Origin of the sequence: Enterobacteriaceae endosymbiont of Donacia cinerea, from assembly GCF_012569925.1 — a bacterium.
Lineage (GTDB): Bacteria > Pseudomonadota > Gammaproteobacteria > Enterobacterales > Enterobacteriaceae.
In genome coordinates, this window is sequence record NZ_CP046204.1 from 407,888 (window position 1) to 427,863 (window position 19,976).

Annotated in this window: 14 protein-coding genes; 8 read left to right on the top strand and 6 right to left on the bottom strand. The window is 17.3% G+C overall.

Going from position 1 to position 19,976, the window contains the following annotated elements; translation table 11 throughout:
* Nucleotides 1-465: 465 nt before the first annotated feature.
* Both nrdA and nrdB read left to right on the top strand, forming a co-directional pair.
* Entirely contained in the window at nucleotides 466-2,748 is a 2,283-nt protein-coding gene (nrdA, locus tag GJT94_RS02005; protein ID WP_168894459.1) for a class 1a ribonucleoside-diphosphate reductase subunit alpha, read from the top strand.
* A gap of 36 nt (nucleotides 2,749-2,784) precedes the next feature.
* On the top strand, nucleotides 2,785-3,915 hold the full coding sequence (gene nrdB, locus GJT94_RS02010; protein ID WP_168894460.1) for a class Ia ribonucleoside-diphosphate reductase subunit beta: 1,131 nt from the start codon (nucleotides 2,785-2,787) through the stop codon (nucleotides 3,913-3,915).
* Between the two features lie 91 nt (nucleotides 3,916-4,006).
* On the opposite strand, the gene GJT94_RS02015 is transcribed toward nrdB, so the two are convergent.
* Complete coding sequence (locus GJT94_RS02015) at nucleotides 4,007-5,395, bottom strand: basic amino acid/polyamine antiporter (RefSeq protein WP_168894461.1); 1,389 nt, start codon at nucleotides 5,393-5,395, stop codon at nucleotides 4,007-4,009.
* 115 nt (nucleotides 5,396-5,510) lie between these two features.
* Complete coding sequence (locus GJT94_RS02020) at nucleotides 5,511-6,257, bottom strand: Nif3-like dinuclear metal center hexameric protein (protein WP_168894519.1); 747 nt, start codon at nucleotides 6,255-6,257, stop codon at nucleotides 5,511-5,513.
* 151 nt (nucleotides 6,258-6,408) lie between these two features.
* Here GJT94_RS02020 and GJT94_RS02025 point away from each other — a divergent pair, with 151 nt between their 5' ends.
* Genes GJT94_RS02025 through rplS form a run of 5 tightly spaced genes read left to right on the top strand, consistent with a single transcriptional unit; the run spans nucleotide 6,409 to nucleotide 9,732 of the window.
* The gene (locus tag GJT94_RS02025) at nucleotides 6,409-7,779 is read left to right on the top strand and encodes a signal recognition particle protein (RefSeq protein ID WP_168894462.1); all 1,371 of its coding nucleotides are present in this window, start codon (nucleotides 6,409-6,411) and stop codon (nucleotides 7,777-7,779) included.
* 9 nt (nucleotides 7,780-7,788) lie between these two features.
* Complete coding sequence (gene rpsP, locus GJT94_RS02030) at nucleotides 7,789-8,028, top strand: 30S ribosomal protein S16 (RefSeq protein WP_168894463.1); 240 nt, start codon at nucleotides 7,789-7,791, stop codon at nucleotides 8,026-8,028.
* Nucleotides 8,029-8,044: 16 nt separating this feature from the next.
* Nucleotides 8,045-8,572, top strand: a complete 528-nt coding sequence (gene rimM, locus GJT94_RS02035) for a ribosome maturation factor RimM (RefSeq protein ID WP_168894464.1) — start codon at nucleotides 8,045-8,047, stop codon at nucleotides 8,570-8,572.
* 26 nt (nucleotides 8,573-8,598) lie between these two features.
* Complete coding sequence (gene trmD, locus GJT94_RS02040; protein WP_168894465.1) at nucleotides 8,599-9,375, top strand: tRNA (guanosine(37)-N1)-methyltransferase TrmD; 777 nt, start codon at nucleotides 8,599-8,601, stop codon at nucleotides 9,373-9,375.
* Nucleotides 9,376-9,732 (top strand): 50S ribosomal protein L19, encoded by a 357-nt coding sequence (rplS, locus tag GJT94_RS02045; RefSeq protein ID WP_168894466.1) that lies wholly within the window; start codon nucleotides 9,376-9,378, stop codon nucleotides 9,730-9,732.
* A gap of 25 nt (nucleotides 9,733-9,757) precedes the next feature.
* Here the strand turns inward: rplS and recD are convergent, their stop codons facing one another.
* Genes recD through lgt form a run of 4 tightly spaced genes read right to left on the bottom strand, consistent with a single transcriptional unit; the run spans nucleotide 9,758 to nucleotide 19,216 of the window.
* On the bottom strand, nucleotides 9,758-11,614 hold the full coding sequence (gene recD, locus GJT94_RS02050; protein WP_168894467.1) for an exodeoxyribonuclease V subunit alpha: 1,857 nt from the start codon (nucleotides 11,612-11,614) through the stop codon (nucleotides 9,758-9,760).
* Between the two features lie 29 nt (nucleotides 11,615-11,643).
* Nucleotides 11,644-15,186, bottom strand: a complete 3,543-nt coding sequence (gene recB, locus GJT94_RS02055) for an exodeoxyribonuclease V subunit beta (RefSeq protein WP_168894468.1) — start codon at nucleotides 15,184-15,186, stop codon at nucleotides 11,644-11,646.
* 15 nt (nucleotides 15,187-15,201) lie between these two features.
* Complete coding sequence (locus GJT94_RS02060; protein ID WP_168894469.1) at nucleotides 15,202-18,357, bottom strand: exodeoxyribonuclease V subunit gamma; 3,156 nt, start codon at nucleotides 18,355-18,357, stop codon at nucleotides 15,202-15,204.
* Nucleotide 18,358: 1 nt separating this feature from the next.
* On the bottom strand, nucleotides 18,359-19,216 hold the full coding sequence (gene lgt, locus GJT94_RS02065; protein ID WP_168894470.1) for a prolipoprotein diacylglyceryl transferase: 858 nt from the start codon (nucleotides 19,214-19,216) through the stop codon (nucleotides 18,359-18,361).
* A 72-nt stretch (nucleotides 19,217-19,288) separates the two neighbouring features.
* Between lgt and GJT94_RS02070 the strand changes: the two genes are divergently transcribed.
* A complete protein-coding gene (locus GJT94_RS02070) occupies nucleotides 19,289-19,972 on the top strand; it encodes a MutH/Sau3AI family endonuclease (protein ID WP_168894471.1) in 684 nt (227 codons plus the stop codon).
* The last annotated feature ends 4 nt before the right edge of the window (nucleotides 19,973-19,976 follow it).

A 19,976-nucleotide genomic window follows, 5' to 3' on the forward strand; every position in this document is an offset into this window, starting at 1 on the left:
ATTTTCAATATTTATTGAATATTTAAAATTTTTTTATAAAAAAACTAAAATTAAATATTTTTTATTTATAAAAAATTTATATAGAATTTTAATAAAAATATTTTTCTTACTTAATAATTAATTACAAAAAATATAATAAAAAAGTTTATTAAAATTATTTATAAATATTAAAATTTTTAAAAAAATAAATTTAATAAAAAATATGTTCTATTACTAATATTAATAGTCTAGTCTATCTAATAATATATATTATTATAATTATTACTTATTTTATTAAAATAAAAAAATAATATTCATTATACTTAAAACTTATAATTTAACTAATTTTATTATTTTTGAATAAATATTCTAAAGATAGAAATCTTGTTTTTTTTTATTTTTTAAATAAAAAAGTAATTAAATATTTTTATAAAATTAATTCATTTAAATTTATTTAAATTTTATTTATATTAAAAGGTATTATATATGAAACAAAATTTATTTGTTATAAAAAGAAATAGATGTAAAGAATTAGTAAATATAGATAAAATAAATATTTTACTATCTTATGCATCACAAAATTTACAAAAAATATCTTTATCGCAAATAAAAAAACAATTATTTCTACAAATATATAACAAAATTAGTACAGTAAATATTCATAATATTTTAATTAAAATAACAGCAGATCTTATTTCAGAAACAAATCCTGATTATCAATATATGGCTGCTAGGTTAGCTATTTCATATTTAAGAAAAGAAGCATATGGAAAATTTATTCCTCCAAAATTATATGATCATGTAAAAAATATGGTATATTTAAAAAAATATGATAAATTCCTTCTAAAAGAATATACAAAAAAAGATTTTGATGTAATGGAAAAATTTCTTGATCATAATCGTGATATGAATTTTTCATATGCGGCAGTTAAACAATTAGAAGGAAAATATTTAGTTAAAAATAGAATAACAGGAAAAATTTATGAAAGTGCACAATTCTTATATATATTAATTGCAGCATGTTTATTTGCTAAATATCCATCTAATAAAAGAATAAATTATATTAAATTTTTTTATGAAGCTATTTCTAAATTTAAAATTTCTTTACCAACACCAATTATGTCTGGTGTACGAACTCTTACAAAACAATTTAGTTCGTGTATTTTAATTGAATGTGGAGATAATATTAATTCAATTAATGCTACTACTAGTAGTATAGTAAAATATGTTTCTCAAAAAGCAGGTATAGGTATTAATGCAGGAAGAATTCGTGCTGTAGGAAGTCCTATTAGAAATGGTGAAGCATTACATACTGGGTGTATCCCTTTTTATAAACATTTTCAAACAGCAATTAAATCTTGTTCTCAAGGAGGTGTAAGAGGAGGAGCAGGTACGTTATTTTATCCTTTATGGCACTTAGAGATTACTAATTTATTAGTTTTAAAAAATAATAGAGGAATTGAAAATAATAGAGTAAGACATCTTGATTATGGAGTACAAATTAATAAATTATTATATCAAAGATTAATTAATGGAGAAAAAATTACTTTATTTAGTCCTTCAGATGTTCCTGATTTATATACATATTTTTTTTCAAACCAAAAAAAATTTAATAAACTTTATGAAAAATATGAAAAAAATATTAAAATTAGAAAAAAAAAAATTAGTGCTATAAATTTATTTTCATTAATGATGCAAGAACGTACTTCTACAGGAAGAATATATATTCAAAATGTTGATCATTGTAATACTCATTCTGCATTTAATCCTAAAATAGCTCCAATAAAACAATCAAATCTTTGTTTAGAAATTACTCTTCCAACAAAAACTTTAAATAAAGTTGATGATCCTAATGGTGAAATAGGATTATGTACTTTAGCTGCTTTTAATTTAGGACAAATTAAAAACCTAAAAGAAATAAAAAATTTATCAAATTTAATTGTACGAGCATTAAATTGCCTATTAGATTATCAAAAATATTTAATTCCTGCTGCAAAAAATTCTGCTTTAGGTCGTAGACCATTAGGTATTGGAGTAATTAATTTTGCATATTATTTAGCAAAAAATAATGTACGTTATTCTGATAATAGTGCAAATAATTTAACACATAGAACATTTGAAACTATACAATATTATTTATTAAAAGCATCTAATAAATTAGCTAAAAGTGAAGGACCTTGTCCTTTATTTAAAGATACAAATTATTCAAAAGGTATACTACCTATTGATACTTATAAAAAATTTATTGATAATATCCATACAGAAAATTTACATTGTAATTGGGAAAAATTACGAAAAAATATAAAAAAATATGGATTACGTAATTCTACTTTATCAGCTTTAATGCCATCTGAAACTTCTTCTCAAATCTCAAATGCTACTAATGGTATTGAGCCCCCTAGAGGTTTTATTAGTATAAAAACATCTAAAAATGGTCTTTTAAAACAAGTAGTTCCTGAATTTTTAAAATTAAAAAAAAAATATGAATTGTTATGGGATATTCCGAATAATAATGGTTATTTAAATTTAATAGGTATCATGCAAAAATTTATTGATCAATCTATTTCTTCAAATATAAATTACGATCCTAATCGTTTTAATCAAAACAAAATACCAATGCAACAATTATTAAAAGATTTATTAATTTCATATAGATTAGGTATTAAGACCTTATATTATCAAAACACTAGAGATGGGGCAAAAGATAATCAAAATGAAAATTTTTTAGAAGAAAATAATGTATGTTTTAATGGAACTTGTATAATTTAATTTTAAATAATTTTTAATTATAATTTGGATAATTAAATGAGTTATACTACTTTTTCAAAAAAAAAAAATAATCAATTAAAAGAACCTATGTTTTTTGGACAATCTGTAAATGTTTCCCGTTATGATCAACAAAAACATTGTATTTTTGAAAATTTAATAGAAAAACAATTAAGTTTTTTTTGGAGACCTGAAGAAGTAGATATATCATATGATCGAATTCATTATCAAAATTTACCAAAAAATGAAAAACACATATTTATTAGTAATCTAAAATATCAAACTTTATTAGATTCTATTCAAGGTAGAAGTCCTAATATAGCATTACTTCCTCTTGTTTCTATCCCAGAATTAGAAACATGGATAGAAACATGGTCCTTTTTTGAAACAATACATTCTAGATCATATACACATATAATTAGAAATATTGTAAATGATCCATCAATAATTTTTGATGATATTGTGACTAATCATAATATTATTCTTCGTACAAATGATATTATTAAATATTATGATGAACTTATTAAAATTACTAATTATTGGCATTTATTTGGTGAAGGTACTTTTTTAATAAATAAAAAAAAATTTACTATTAATTTATATAATTTAAAAAAAAAATTATATTTATGCTTAATGAGTGTTAATATTTTAGAAGCTATCAGATTTTATGTAAGTTTTGCATGTTCTTTTGCTTTTGCAGAAAGAGAATTAATGGAAGGTAATGCTAAAATAATTAGATTTATAGCTAGAGATGAATATTTACATTTAATAGGTACTCAATATATTATAAATATGATGCAAAAAGGAGAAGAAGATAAAGATATGGCAAAAATTGCCATTGAATGTCAAAAACAATGTTATCAATTATTTTTAAACGCATCTATACAAGAACAAAAATGGGCAGAATATTTATTCTGTAATGGATCAATGATAGGATTAAATAAAAATATTTTATGTAAATATATCAAATATATTACTAATATTAGAATGGAAAAAGTTGGGTTAAAAAGTCCATTTACTATTAAAAAAAATCCTATTCCATGGATTAATTCTTGGTTAATTTCAGATAATGTACAAATGGCACCTCAAGAAGTAGAAGTTAGTTCCTATTTAATAGGACAAATTGATTCTACAGTAGATATTAAAAAATTTAAAAATTTTAAATTATAAATTTATTATTTTATGACTGTTATCTAAATTTTAATATTATATAACAGTCATAATTTTAATTATTATTCTTTTTAAGAAAAAAATTAAGGATTTATTTTATTAAAAAGTATAGAGAATAAAGAGATATTATTAACAAAATAAAACAAAAAATTTTTTCTATTCTATTTAAAAATAGAATATTTGGATTTTTAATTTTAGTTAAAATTAAAAATATTAATCCAGGAGCATACAAGATTAATGATAATAATAAATTTAAAAAACCGGCTGCATATAATAACCATATAGAATAAAGACAAGAACCAAAACTTATAAATAAATTAAATTTATTCTTTTTTAAAGATATTTTAAATAAATAAGCACCTACTAAAAAATATGGTATTAATATCATTTCAGAAGCAATAGTTAATAATTTATTATAATCTATTTTAGTTATCCAAATCAATATTAAACATATTTGCATACTTATATTTGTAAATAATAAAGCATATGATGGTGCTCTATTTTTATTTTGTTTAGATAGTATGCTGGGAAATATATTATTTTTAGAAGCTATCCATGGAACTTCTGCTGCCATAATAGTCCAACTAAGATAAGCTCCACAAACTGATATAATTAAACTAATTGCAATAAATAAATTTCCAAAATTTCCAATTAAAATTGTCATTATTCCTGCCATTGAAGGATTTCTCATACTTGCTAAATCAATTCTATCAAGAATCCCAAAAGATAATAAAGTTACTAATAAATATATAAATAATGCAATAATAACTGATAATAAAGTTGCTTTACCTACATCATTTTTGTTTTTTGCTCTAGATGATAAAATTACAGCACCTTCTACACCAATAAATACCCATAATGTTATTAACATTGTGTTTTTAATTTGTTTCCAAATTGGAATATTTAAATTTAATCCCATGAAATCTATTTTGAATATTTTAAAATTAAAAGCAATAAAAGATAAAAATATAAAAATAATTAAAGGAATTAATTTACATAATGTAGTTATTATATTGATAATAGAAGCAGTTTGTGTTCCATTAAGTAATAAAAAATGAACTAACCATAATAAAATTGAGGCTCCTAATATAGATTGCCATGTATTTCCATTACTAAAAATAATATGAGTTGGAGTATCAACAAAAAAACTAATTGCAGAAAATACTATTACTAAATAAGAAATATTAGCAATAACAGCACATAACCAATATCCCCATGCAGAGTAGAAACCAATTAAATTACCAAATCCATCTTTGGCATATGCAAAAATTCCTCCTTGTAATTTAGGTTTTAATTGATTAAGTAATAATAATGTTGTAGCTAAAAAAATAATTCCAATCCCAGTAATACTCCATCCTATAATTAAAGCTAAAGGACTTGCAATTAAAGCCATATTTTGTGGTAAACTAAATACTCCAGCTCCCAACATAGAACTAAGAACTAACGATATAAGTGATATTAAATTTAATTTTTTATTCAAAATAATTCCCTTTTTTATATAAATTATTAATTTTATATTGTTAATTTAAAATATTAATTTTATTAAAATCAATAATAAAATATTTATATATAAATTTTATAAAAAAATTATTTTTTCATACTGGATTATGTATATTTATAAAATTAGTTTTTAACTTAAATTTATTTTTTAACCATTTCCCTAACATTATTACTCCTCCTTTTTCAGTAGCATGATGTCCAGCACTAATAAAATGAATTCTATTTTCATAAGCAATATGAATATTCATTTCTGATACTTCTCCTGTAAGAAAAACATCTACATTAAATTTTATAACTTCTTCAAAAAATTTTTGTCCTGCTCCACTGCACCAGGCAATTTTATAGATTTTTTTTGGAGCATTTTCTCCAAAATGTAATGGTATTCTATGTAGTTTTTTTTTTATTTTAAAAAGAAAATTTTTTATATTAATTTTATTTTTTAAATATCCGTAAAAAATAAAAGGATTAATTTTTCCTATAATATTTATATTTAATAGTTTAGCTAAATAAACATTATTTCCTATTTTTAGGTTAATATCTAAAGGAAGATGCCAACTATATAAATTAATATTATTTTTTAAAATTGTAGATATTCTTTTTTTTTTAAATCCTCTAATTATTGGAGATTCATGATACCAAAAATATCCATGATGAACTATAACAGCATCTGTTTTAAATTTTACAGCAATATCTAATAATTTTTGACAAGCACTAACACCCATTATAATATTTTTTATATATTTTTTACCTTCTATTTGTAATCCATTAGGTATATAATCTTTTATATTAATGTTAGTATTTAATTTATTATTAATAATAATCTCTAATTCTTTATTTTTTATCATATTATTTTACTAATGTTAATTTTATTTATAAAATAAATTTATATTTTTTTTTAAATTTTAGGAAATTAATAATTCATCTTTTAAGATAAAAGAATCTTTTTTTTTTTTTTTTTTTTAGAAAAAAATAAAATTTATGTGAGGAAATTAAATGTTTGAAAATTTAAGTAAGAAATTATCTAAAATATTACTAAAAATTAGGAATTATGGACGTTTAACAGAAAAAAATATTCAAGATACTTTAAATGAAATTTATAATAATTTATTAGAATCAGATGTTGCTTTAATAGTAATTAAAGATTTAATTAATAATATTAAAAAAGAAGTTATTGGTAAAAAAATTAATAATAATTTTACTCCAGGACAAGAATTTATTAAATTAATACATGAGAATTTAATTAAATTAATGAGTTCTTCTAATAAAAATATTAACATAGCAACTCAACCTCCAGCTGTAATATTATTTGCTGGATTACAAGGAGTAGGAAAAACGACTAGTGTTGTAAAATTAGCATATTTTTTAAAAAAAAAATATAAAAAAAAAATTTTAGTAGTATCAACAGATATATATAGACCTGCAGCTATACAACAATTAAAAATTTTAGCACAAAGTGTAAAAATTAATTTTTTTGATATAGATTCAAATATTTCTCCAATAGAAATATCTAAAAAAGCTTTTTATTATGCTAAAATAAATTTTTATGATGTATTAATTATAGATACAGCGGGTAGGTTACATATTAATGATAAAATGATGGAAGAAATAAAAAATATTTCTAATTTATTATGTCCTATAGAAACTTTATTTGTTATAGATGCAATGACTGGACAAGATTCTATTAATAGTGCTAAAAAATTTGATAAATTATTATCAATAACAGGAATTTTTTTAACAAAAACTGATAGTGATACTAGAGGAGGTGCTGTTTTATCTGTAAAATATATAATTAAAAAACCTATAAAATTTATTGGTAATGGAGAAAAGATAAATAATATTGCAATATTTTCTCCTGAAATTATTGCTTCTAAAATATTAGGTATGTCTTCTGAGTTAGCTATTATTGAAAATATTAAAAATAAAATTAATTTAAAAAAAAATAAAGAATTAATTGATAAATTAAAAAATAAAAATACATTAAGTTTACAAGATTTTGTGGAACAATTAGAACAAATAAAGAAAATAGGTAATGAAAATATTACTTATTTATTAAAAAAAATGCAAATAAATAATATATATTCTGTACATCCTATTATGAATATTTTACATATAGATAATTCTACTATAAATGATATTAAAACAATAATTAATTCTATGACTAATGTAGAAAGAAAAAATATAGATATAATTAATTATTCTAGGAAAAAAAGAATATCATTAGGATCTGGAGTTTCTATTTTAAAAATAAATGCTATACTAAAACAATATTATCAAATGAGATTAGTCACTAAAAAAATGAAAAAAAATAATAGTATTAATAAAATAATTAAATATGTAAAAAATTTTTTTAATTTTAAAAATTAGGAGTAAAATATGGTTAAAATTAGATTATCTAGAAAAGGAATAAAAAAAAAACCTTTTTATCAAATAATTGTTACTGATAGTAGAAATTCTCGAGATGGATATTTTATAGAAAAATTAGGTTATTTTAATCCGTTAAGTTTACAAAAAAATTCTAAAAAAAAAATATTAAAATTTAATAAAGAAAGGATAAATTTTTGGTTATCTAAAGGAGCAGTTCTTTCAAAAAGAGTTAATAGTTTAATTAAATAAATTAATAAATTTATTTATGAATATTTTAAAAGAAAAAATAACTTTAGGAAAATTTGGTAAAACTTATGGTATAAAAGGATGGATTAAATTATTTTCTTATACCCAAAATAAGAAAAATATTTTTTTATACAAAAAATTATTTATACAAAAAAATATAAAAAATATTTTTTTTATAAAATTTAATCAATATATAAAAAAAAAAAAGTATTTTATTGTACAAATAAATAATTTTTATAAAACTGAAGAAATTATAAATTTTATTAATCATAAAATTTATATTTTTAAATATCAATTAGTTAAATATAAAGATAAACAAGAATATTATTGGAATGATATAATTGGATGTCATATATTAAATATTAATAAAGTTTATTTAGGTAAAGTTATAAACATAATAGAAACAAAAATATATGATATTATCATAATTAAATCTAATAACTTATATAAAAAAAATAAAAAAATATTAATTCCATTTATTGAACCTAATATAATTAAAAATATTGATTTAATTAATCATATTATTAAAGTAAACTGGAGTTTATAATTTTATAGATAAAATAAAAAATCATTATGTGGATTAGTATTATCAGTTTATTTCCTGAAATGTTTAAGAAAGTTATTAAATATGGATTAATTAATAAAAGTATAAAAAAAAAATTATTAAATATTAGTTTTTGGAATCCTAGAAAGTTTATTAAAAATAAATTTAATAAAATAGATTCTCCTATATATGGAGGAGGAGGCGGTGTTATATTAAAAGCAGAACCATTAATAAAATCTATTTATAAAGCAAAATTAGAAATGAAAAGTAATGTTAAAATAATTTATTTATCTCCACAAGGTAAAAAAATTAATATTTCTTATACTAAAAAATTATTATCATATAAAAAAATGATATTTCTTTGTGGTAGATATAAAGGTATTGACGAACGAATTATTACTAATTTTGTAGATGAAGAAGTATCAATTGGTGATTATATTCTTAGTGGGGGAGAATTACCTGCTATGATATTAATAGATATATTAGTTAGACAAATTCCTGGTGTATTAAATACAATGTCATCAAATAATACTGATTCTTTTTTTAATAATGGATTGTTAGGATGTCCTAATTATACTCGTCCTAAAATATTAAAGAATTTAAAAGAAAATAGTGTTCCTTCTATATTATTATCAGGAAATCATAAAAAAATAAAAAAATGGAGATTACAGCAGTCATTAGGAATGACTTGGTTAAAAAGATCAGATTTATTAAAAAAAAAAAAATTAACAAAAGAAGAAAAAATTTTATTAAATAAATTTAAAAATTCTTTTTTAAAGAAGAATAATATTACGGAGTATAATTAAATGAATGATATTATTAAATATTTAGAAAAAAAACAAATGAAAAATTATCAAAAATTTACTTCATTTAGATCTGGAGATACATTAAACATAAAAATTTGGGTAGTTGAAGGATCAAAAAAAAGACTTCAAAATTTTGAAGGTATTGTTATTTCAATAACAAAAAAAAATAGTTTTAATTGTTCTTTTACAATTAGAAAATTATCCAATGGTATTGGAATTGAGCGTACTTTTCCTTTATATTCTAAAATAATTCATTCAATTATAGTTAAAAAAAAAGGTCATGTAAGAAAAGCAAAGTTATATTATTTACGTAAATTAACTGGCAAGGCAGCTCGAATTAAAGAAAGATTAATTTAGATTAAAAAATAATTTAAATAAATATTCATTTTAAAGAATGAATTATTTTTTTTTTTATATTAGAATATCTTTGAATTTTAATTTTTATTGCTTTATAAAAAATTGATTCATTACTATAAATATTTATTTTTTTTTTAGCTCTCGTGATGGCAGTATAAATTAGTTCTCTAGTTAATATAGGATATAATTTATTTGGTAAAACTAAGGAAATATTATTAAATTCTGATCCCTGAGATTTATGTGTAGTTATTGCATAAGCTATATCATATTCTGGTAAGTTTTCAATAGATATAATTTGATATTTTCCATTAGCTAATAAAAATTTAATTTTTAATTTTTTATTAATTTCATCAAAAAAAGTAATTCCAATATCTCCATTAAATAAATTTAAAAAATGGTTATTTTGAGTAATAATGATAGGTTTACCAATATACCAATGATTATTTTTTTCAATATCATAAATTAAATTTTTTTTACTAAATAATTCTTTTTCTATAATATTATTAATTTTTTTTGTACCAAATAAACCATTTTTAATAGCACATATAATTTGAAAATTATTAAAATAATGTAAAATATTTTTGTGATTATTATTTTGTTTTTTTAAAAAAATAAAATATTTTTCATACTCATTAATAAATGAGTCAATCATGGATATATATTTCTTTTTATTAAGAATATTAATAAAATGAATATCAAAATTTTTTTTTAAGAATAATTTTTTAATTTTTTTTATATTTCCTTTTTTAATCATTATAGCTAATTTATTAATACCAGAATTTATTGAATATCTATAATTATGTTTTAATTCAGTAATAAAATTACGAAAAAAAAATTTAGGAGTATTATAATTTTCTTTTAATTTATTATTATTAATAATATTTAACCATAAAAAATATTGTTTTGTAAAAAAAAATTTTTTAAAATAACATAAATCTTTTAACATACTTCCATATTCTATTGAAGGTAATTGATATTCATCTCCTAATAATATTAAATTAGTTTTTTTAGGTAAAACGGTTAAAATAATAGACATTAAATTAAAATCAATCATTGATGCCTCATCTATTATTAATAAATCTAAATCTAATAAATTTTTATTATTATATGAACTTTGTTTAGTATAAATTTTCATTTTTAATAAATTATGTATGGTAGTTGCTTTTTTAGGAATACTTTTTTTTTCCTCTTCATTTATTAAATTTAAAGATATTTTTTTAAAAAATTTGTTTATATAATGAGTTAATCTAACAGAAGCTTTACCAGTAGTTGCTGCTACTTTAATTTTTAAAGGATTCTTAAAAATTTTGATAAATGTAAAAATTATTTTTGATATTATGCTAGTTTTACCTGTTCCTGGAGAGCCACTAATAATACTAATTCTATGTGTTATCGCAGCACATACTGCTTCTTTTTGAAAAAAATTATTTTCATCATTATCAAATAAAATATTTAATATATTTTTAATTTTTTTTGGTTCTATATAAATAAAATAATTTTTAATAAAATTTTCAATTATTATATTTTCTTCTTTCCATATTTTATATAAATATAAATAATTATTTTCTAATATTACAGGAGTAATTTTTTTACCATTACCAATAATTTTTTTATTTAAAAGTAATATTTTTTCCCAATCTTTGGTTTTATTTATATCTTTTATTTTTTTTAAAAAAACTAAATTTTTATTATTTTTAAAATTTATATTTAAATATAATTTAGATATTGGAAGACAAATATTACCTTTACTAATATTATTACTAAGTAAAGATATTAAATATCTTAAAAATTCTTGTTTTTCAGAAGTAAAAATAGATGCAAAATAAAAATCAATTAATTTAATAATACCTATTTTACATAATTTTTTAAAAAAATAATTCATATATTTAATTTTTGTATTTTAAATTAAATTTAAAAGAATAATTTATTTAGTTCATTAATTAAATTTAAAGAAGGTTTTGTTTCCCAAATACCATTTTTAAATTTTTTATTCTGAATACCTCTGATATATAAATAAATTATTCCCCCAAAATGTTTTTTATAACTATAATTTTTAATACGATATTTTAGATATTTGTGTAAAGATAAAGAATATATTTGATATTGTATATCATAACGTTTTAAACATATGTCATTTTCAATATTTTTTTTTTTATAATCTTGATAATTATCTCCTAACCAATTAGATTTATAATCTATAACATAATATTTTTTTTTCCATAGAAAAATTAAATCTATTATACCTAATAAAAATCCTTGAATTTTTTTAAATTTTAATTTTGGTAGTTTACGAGAAATTAAATCATATTTATATATAATATCATTATATTTTATAGAAGAAAATGAGTCCTTTATTGATAAATAAAATTTAAACTCAGTTTTTTTATTTGTGTTATTTATTTTGTTTAATATAATTTTTTCATTTCCTATTGGAGTTTTAATAATATTATTAAACCAATTAGTTATCATAATATGCCAAATAGGATTAATATTTTTTTTTATTAATTCTTGTTTAATAAACTTTCTAGTAATATTTTTAGTAAAATCTAATTTTTCTAAAATTTTATGTATAATTATTCCTATATATTTTCCATGAGGAAAATTATATTGTGTTTTTTTTATATTTTTTTTATTTATATTTATAAATTCATTTTTTAAATTAATATTTAAATAATTTAAATTATTATTTTGTTGTTTACTAATTTGAGAATAACTAGATATTATTTTATTTTTATAAGAAAAATTATTAATTTTAGATGTAAATAATAATTTATTATTTATTTTTTTTAGAATCTCATGATTTATTTTTATAGTTTTTTTTTTTTTTATAATTTTAATAGAAATATCTTTATTTTCTAAATTTTTTAAAATTTTTTGTAAATCTATATTAGAAATATTATTTTTTTTTTTTAATAAAAAATCTAAAGCATTAAAATATTTAATATAAGGATTTAATTTTTTCCAATTAGAAATTTTAATATTAGAAATACCAATACTACAATGAAAAATTGATCTTGTTAATGATACATATAATAACCTTAAATTTTCTGCAAGTGATTCTTCCAAAAATAATTTTTTACTCTTGTCATCTTTTTTAAAATCTAAAATTAATTTAAAATTTTTTCTATCGTGATAAATTACAGCATCTTTATTTGTAATTTCTATAATATTAGAAGAAATAAATGGTAACCAAACAATAGGAAATTGTAAACCTTTTGATTTATATATTGTCATGATTTTAATTTTATTAATATCACAATTTAATTGTATTTGTTTATTTAACAAATTTTCATTAGTATTTGTAATTTGTTGTACTAACCACTCTATTATTTGATTACTATTTATTATATCTATGCATGATATTTGTATTAATTCACCTAAATACATAATATTTTTAATTTTTTTTTTCATAAAATTATTAATAGTATTAATTTTATAAAAAATATCATCTTTTATAAAAATTTCTTCTAACATGTTTAAAATACCATATTTTTGCCAGATTAATTTATAGTTAATAAATTTTTCAATTATTTTTTCTATATAAATTTTTTTTTTCTTATTTGTAAAAAATGATAAATTAATATTAAATAATGTACTAGATAAAAGATTAATAATTTTTTGTCTTTTATGTGGTTGTAAAACAGTTTTAAGTAATAAAACTAATTCTTTTGCTTCTTGTTGTTCAAATATATTTTCTGAATTAGATAAATAAATAGAAGGTAAATTAAATTTTATAAATTCTTTTTGTAGAATAAAAGCTTCAAAACGGTTTCTAACTAAAACTGTTATATCTGAAATATTAATTTTTTTTTTTTTATTATTTTTTTGAAAAAATGATTTATTTTTTTTTCCTAAAATTATTAATTGACATATTTCATATGCACAAACATATGCTATTTTTTTTTTATATGAATTAATATCAATAATTTTATCAATAAACCAAAAAGTAAGACCAGATTTAATTTTATTATTAATAATAAAATTATAATTTAATTTTTTATTTACATATTTAATAGGATTAAAAAATATATTTTTAAATAAAAAAGGATAAGATCTATAAGAAAATACTTTATTTATACTTTTTACCATAGTGCTAGATGAACGCCAATTATTTTTTAATGTGTAACGTTTTTTTATTTCAAGTGAAGCTTTTAAATAAGTAAAAATATCTGCTCCTCTAAAAGAATATATAGCTTGTTTAGGATCTCCAATTAGTATTATAATATTATTACTTTTATCAAAATATATTTTTTTAAAAATTTTATATTGTTGTATGTCTGTATCCTGAAATTCATCCACTAATATTACCGGAAATAATTTTTTTATTTCCTGTATAATTTTTTTCCCAAATGTACTATTTAAACTTTTATTTAGAAGAATTAACAAATCATTAAAACTAATTTTATTATTTAAATTTTTTTTTTTTATCACATATTGATTTATATATTTAATAGCTTTAAGAATTATTAAAAATTTTAAGTTAATAAATTTTTTTAAAAAAATATCTATATGTTCAAATAAAATATATTTTGGAATTTTTAAAAAATTAATGGTTTGACTAATTAATATTTTTTGAGAAAATCTAGATATTTCTTTTGGGTAAAAATTATTTTTAGTTTCAGTCAAACTCCATAAATCAATAATATTAATCCATTTATTTATTGTTTTTTTATTATAAATATGTTTATTAATATCAGAATGAGTAATTATATTTATTATTTTATTTTTATATTTTATCCAATATCTCTTTATTATTTGAATATATTTTAAATTTTTATGAAATTGTATGTCAAAATTATTATTTTTAATAGGATATTTTATGATTGGAAAAGATTTTTTTGATAAAAATGGTATTAAGGTATCTAATAAATTAGAAGGAGATTTCCAATAAAAAAAAACTATTTTCGCTATTTTTTTTGGTAATTTATAAAAATATTTTCTCCAAAAATGTATAGAAGCTTCTTTTTGTAAAATTGATTCATCACTAATAATTTTTTTATTAGAAAAAAAATTATAAAATTCATAATTTTTAAAATTTAATATTTTTTGACAAAAAGCATGTATTGTATAAATAGATGCATTATGCATATTTAATTCAGCTTTTAATAATAAATTATAAGCTATATCATAATTTTTAATTTTTTTTATAAAATTATTTATAATTTCATATTTACTTTTTTTTTTTACACATCCTTTTCTTAAAATATGAATACTTTTTCTTATTCTTTTACTTAAATCTTGAGTTGCAATATCAGTAAAAGTGACTACTAAAATTTGTTCGACAGTTAATGGAATATTACAATTTTTTTTATATATTCCTAGAAGCATTCTTAAATATAAAATAATAATAGTAAATGTTTTCCCAGTACCAGCAGATGCTTCAATAAGATATTGACCTTTTAAATCTTCTTTAAAAGGATCAAATTCTTTAAATTTTATTAATTTTTTTATCATTTTATTATTTTTAAGTTAATTACTATAATACAGTAAATCTGTCATCCATTTTTGTATTAATTTTATAATTTTTATCCAATTTGTTTTATTTAAATTAAAATTTAATTTTTTAAAATATTGATCTTTATTTTCATTAAAAATATTATTATCATTATTCCAATGATAAAAAAATTTTTTTTTTGCTTGATCTTGTATCATATAATTATCATTAATATATTTTTTATTTTTATCATAACAATGATTTAACCATACCCAAGAACTTTTCATCGGTAAAAATATAGGATTATTTATACCAGATAAATAACCACTAATATATTTTTTTAATAAAAAAATTGCTTTATCTTTTTTTAAAAATTTAAAATTATATTTTGTTTTTTTAAGACCATAAATAAATAAATTTATATTTTTATTATTAATATTATTTGCACATAAAATTAAATGTTTAAGCCAAAGATCAATGATAGTTTTAATATCTATTATTTTGGGTTCAAATTCTATTAAATTATTTTTATAATTAAAAAATTTTATTTTACCTTCTAATATAATATTTAAAATATTAAAGTTAATTGTAAATATTTTTTCTGTATATTTATTTTTTTTAAATTCATTATTAAAAATTTGATTTATTTTATATATTTTTTCTTCCCACCATATTTCTCCATAAATACCATAAGGTAAAATACCATTATTTAAATAATAAAAATATAAATCATCAATATTTTTATTTAAAATTAATGTATGTAATATTTTTTTATTTATAATATATTCTTGTAAATAACTAATAGTAAATGGTTCTGTATTAAATATTTGTAAATTATTTAAATCTTCTAAATATATTTTTAATCCTTGATTAAAAAATCCTTTCACAGGATGTTTCCAAAAATTAATTAAATTATAAATTTTTAATTTATTAATTTTTACTGATCTTATTTTATTAAGAATATTATGTTTAATAGTATAATTTTTTTTTTCATAGAAAAATTTTTTATATCTATTTTGATATTTTCTATAAAAATATTTAATAAGAGTATTATTAACAAATTTATTTTTAAAATAATAATTTTTAGAAATATATAATAATAATTTTTTAACCACACTAGATAAATTATTATTAATTAAATTATTATTAGTATAACTAATAAATAATTTATTTTCTGTAGAAATAATTAATTTTAAAAATAAATTTTTATCATTATTTGAATAATTTTTTATTAAATCAAAGATAAAAGGATATTTTTTTGTTGGAAAAAATTCATTATTCATTCCTATTATAAAAATTTTTTTAAAAAATATATTTTGAAATATTTTTAAAGAACAAAAATTAATTTTATTTATACAAAATGAAAAACTTTTGTTTTTTTCTTTAATAAAAAAATTAGCTTTTTTTATTATTATATTAATTGAAATTTTTTTGTTGTATTTTACATTAATACCTTGTCTAAGAAATAAAAAAATTTTTTTTAAAATAAAATTTATATTTTGATATATAAATTTATTTTTAGGAAAAAAATCATAACAAAATTTTAATAAAATTTTTTCCCATTTTTGTAAAAAAAATTTTTTCTTAAGTTTTATTTTCCATTTTTCTAGTGTAAATAAAAAATGAATAAAATTTTCTAGTAATTTTTGTGATAATCCTGTGGATATATTATATGGAATTAAATTTTTCCATTTTCCTGAATCTTGATTTAGAGCAAAACCTAAAAATATACGATGTATACCTAATTTCCATGTAAATTGATCTTTAAATAAAGAAATACTATGAAATTTTTTCATATTTAAATTAGATTTTATACCTAAATCTTTTATCCAAAAACGTAAATATTCTATATCATTTTTATTTAAAAAAAATTTACTAGATATATAATAATTATCTAATAAAAAAAATATTTCTTTAGGTATTAAATCTTTATAAGGTAAATTTAATAAAAATAAAAATTTATTCAAAATATCTATATTTTTTAATTTTTCTGGATTAGAATATATATTAATAGGTATATTATCATCTTTAAATATTGAATTAATAAAAGGAACATATAATCCTAATTTAGGAGATACAACAATAATATTGTGTAAAAAATAATCTTTATTTTTTTTTAAAGTATATAATATATTATTATATAATAATTTTATTTCTGTATGTATATCCTCACAAACATTTATCTGAATAGATTTATCTAAATAATTAATTTTTTTTTTTGATTTCAAACTATTTTCGCGTGCAAATAAAATATCATTTTTGATATTATTTAATAAATTTGAATTATTATTTTCTAAAAAAGATTCAATAAAACGAGATGATAATTTTATTAATTTATTAATATTATGAAGGTAATAATTTCCCCAGGAAGATAATAATGTATTAAAATTAACATTTGTTTTATTAAAAATTTTATTATATTTAGATAAACCTTCCCAATAATATTTTGAAGGACTACACATTAAAATATGTACTTCAATATATCTTTCTAATTTTTCTAATAATTTTAAGTATATTATAGGTATATTTTTTATATCTAATAGAAATATTCTTTCTGGAATTAAATCATAATGAAAAATCTTAGATTTTTCATTTTTTTGAAAAAAATCATATAATTTTCCATAATACCATAATTTTTTTCCTAAAATATTTTCATAATATATTAATAATGTTTTCCATAATTTAGCTTGCCATATTTCATATTCATTATTTAATAAAGAAAAATTATTATTTTTTTCCCATAAAAATAATAATTCTGGTTTATGTTTTTGATAATTATCATATAAATAAGAAATTTGGGTAGATAATTGAAATAAAAAATTAAAATTTTTAATTTTAGATGAAAATTTTTTTTTAAAACCTATAAATTCTTTAGTAGATATTAATTTAGGTATAAGTAATGATATTAACCAAACATTATTTTCTTTATATAAAAAATTATCATGAGAGATTTGAGGTACTATTTTTATAAATAAATCACGTATAAATTTATCTAAAGAAATAAATTTTATATTACTATATATACCTAAAATTTTCGAAAAATTAATTTTTATTAATTGAGAAAAACTTTTATAATTATCAAATAATATAATTTCAGAGGTTAAAGGATTTTTTAAAGGATTTTTTTTAATTTGTATTTTTATTATATTTAATAATATATCAATATTATTAGATGAGTAAATTGTAAACATATTATATATAATAATTATATAAATTTCTTATAAAAATAATTAATCCAATAACTATCATAATTATTGAAAATAATTGATTAATATTTAAAATTATATGATTATAAAAAAAAGTAAATTGAATATCAGGTTCTCTAAAATATTCTATAAAGAATCTGATTATACCATAAAAAAAAAGAAATAAACTAGTTTTATATCCTGTAAAAATATTTTTTTTTAAAATTATATTTAATATTAAAAATAAAATAATCCCTTCTAAAAAACATTCATAAATTTGTGTGGGATGTCTAGGTAAATTACCATATATGAAAAATATATCTTGATATTCTAAATGTTTTTGAATATATATTATATCTTCTTTAATTGAATTAGGAAATATAATAGCCCATGGTACATTGGTAACTTGACCCCATAATTCACTATTAATAAAATTACCAATTCTTCCCATTGTAAGACCAATCGGTACCATAGGTGTTATAAAATCAGTTATTTGTAAAATTTTTTTTTCTTTTATATAAGAAATAACGAATATTACTATAATAACACCTATTAAACCTCCAAAAAATGACATTCCTCCTTTCCAAAATTTAATTAAAATAATTGGATTTTTAATAAAATCATTTATGTGATATATAAATATACATCCAATTTTTCCTCCTAGTAATAAACCTAAGAAACAAAAACATAATAAATAATAAATTTCTTCTTTTTTAAAATTATTTTTTTTACTTTTTTTATAAGAAATTTTTTTTATAAAAATAAAACTAATTAAATACATAATTCCATACCAGTAAATATTAATTTTATTTATTTTAAAAAAAATTGGATTTATATTTGGAAATATAAAATATTTTCTATACATTCTATAATAGATTAATATAATTTAATATTATTATATTATATAATATATTTATTTATAAATAAAATTTTATATATGAAAAAAATTTTTCCTACTTTCATTTCTAATGAAAATATTCTCTTTTTAAGAGCAAAATTAATAAAAGGTTATCATATAATAGATATTTTAAGATGGTTAGATTATAAAATTTCTAATAATTTTAAAAAAGATAAAGGAATAATAGGAAAATTAATTGAATTTTATTTAACAGGTAAAAAACAAAATAATGTTTTAAATCAAGATATACCTAATCTTGGGATAGAAATTAAAACAATTACTATAGATATAAATAATAAGATTATTAATGATAGTTTTATTTGTTCTTTATCTTTAATTAATAAAAATAATTTAATTTTTTATAAAAGTAAATTAGATAATAAATTATCTAAAATTTTATGGATACCTATTATAATTAAAAATATTAATACTCCTATTCTTAGGAGAAGAATAGGTAATCCATTTTTTTGGATACCATCTATAAACGAAAAAAAAAAACTAAATTATGATTGGAATAATTTAATAAAATTATTAATTTTAGGAAAAATAAAATATATAAATTATTATAATGGCTATATTTTATTAGTAAAAAATAAAGGAAATAAAAAACAATTAACTAAAACTATAAATAACATAGGTGAAATTATATCTATAATTCCTAAAGCTTTATATTTTAAAAAAAAATTTTTATATTCTTTAATAAAAAAAATTAAAATTTTTTGATAAA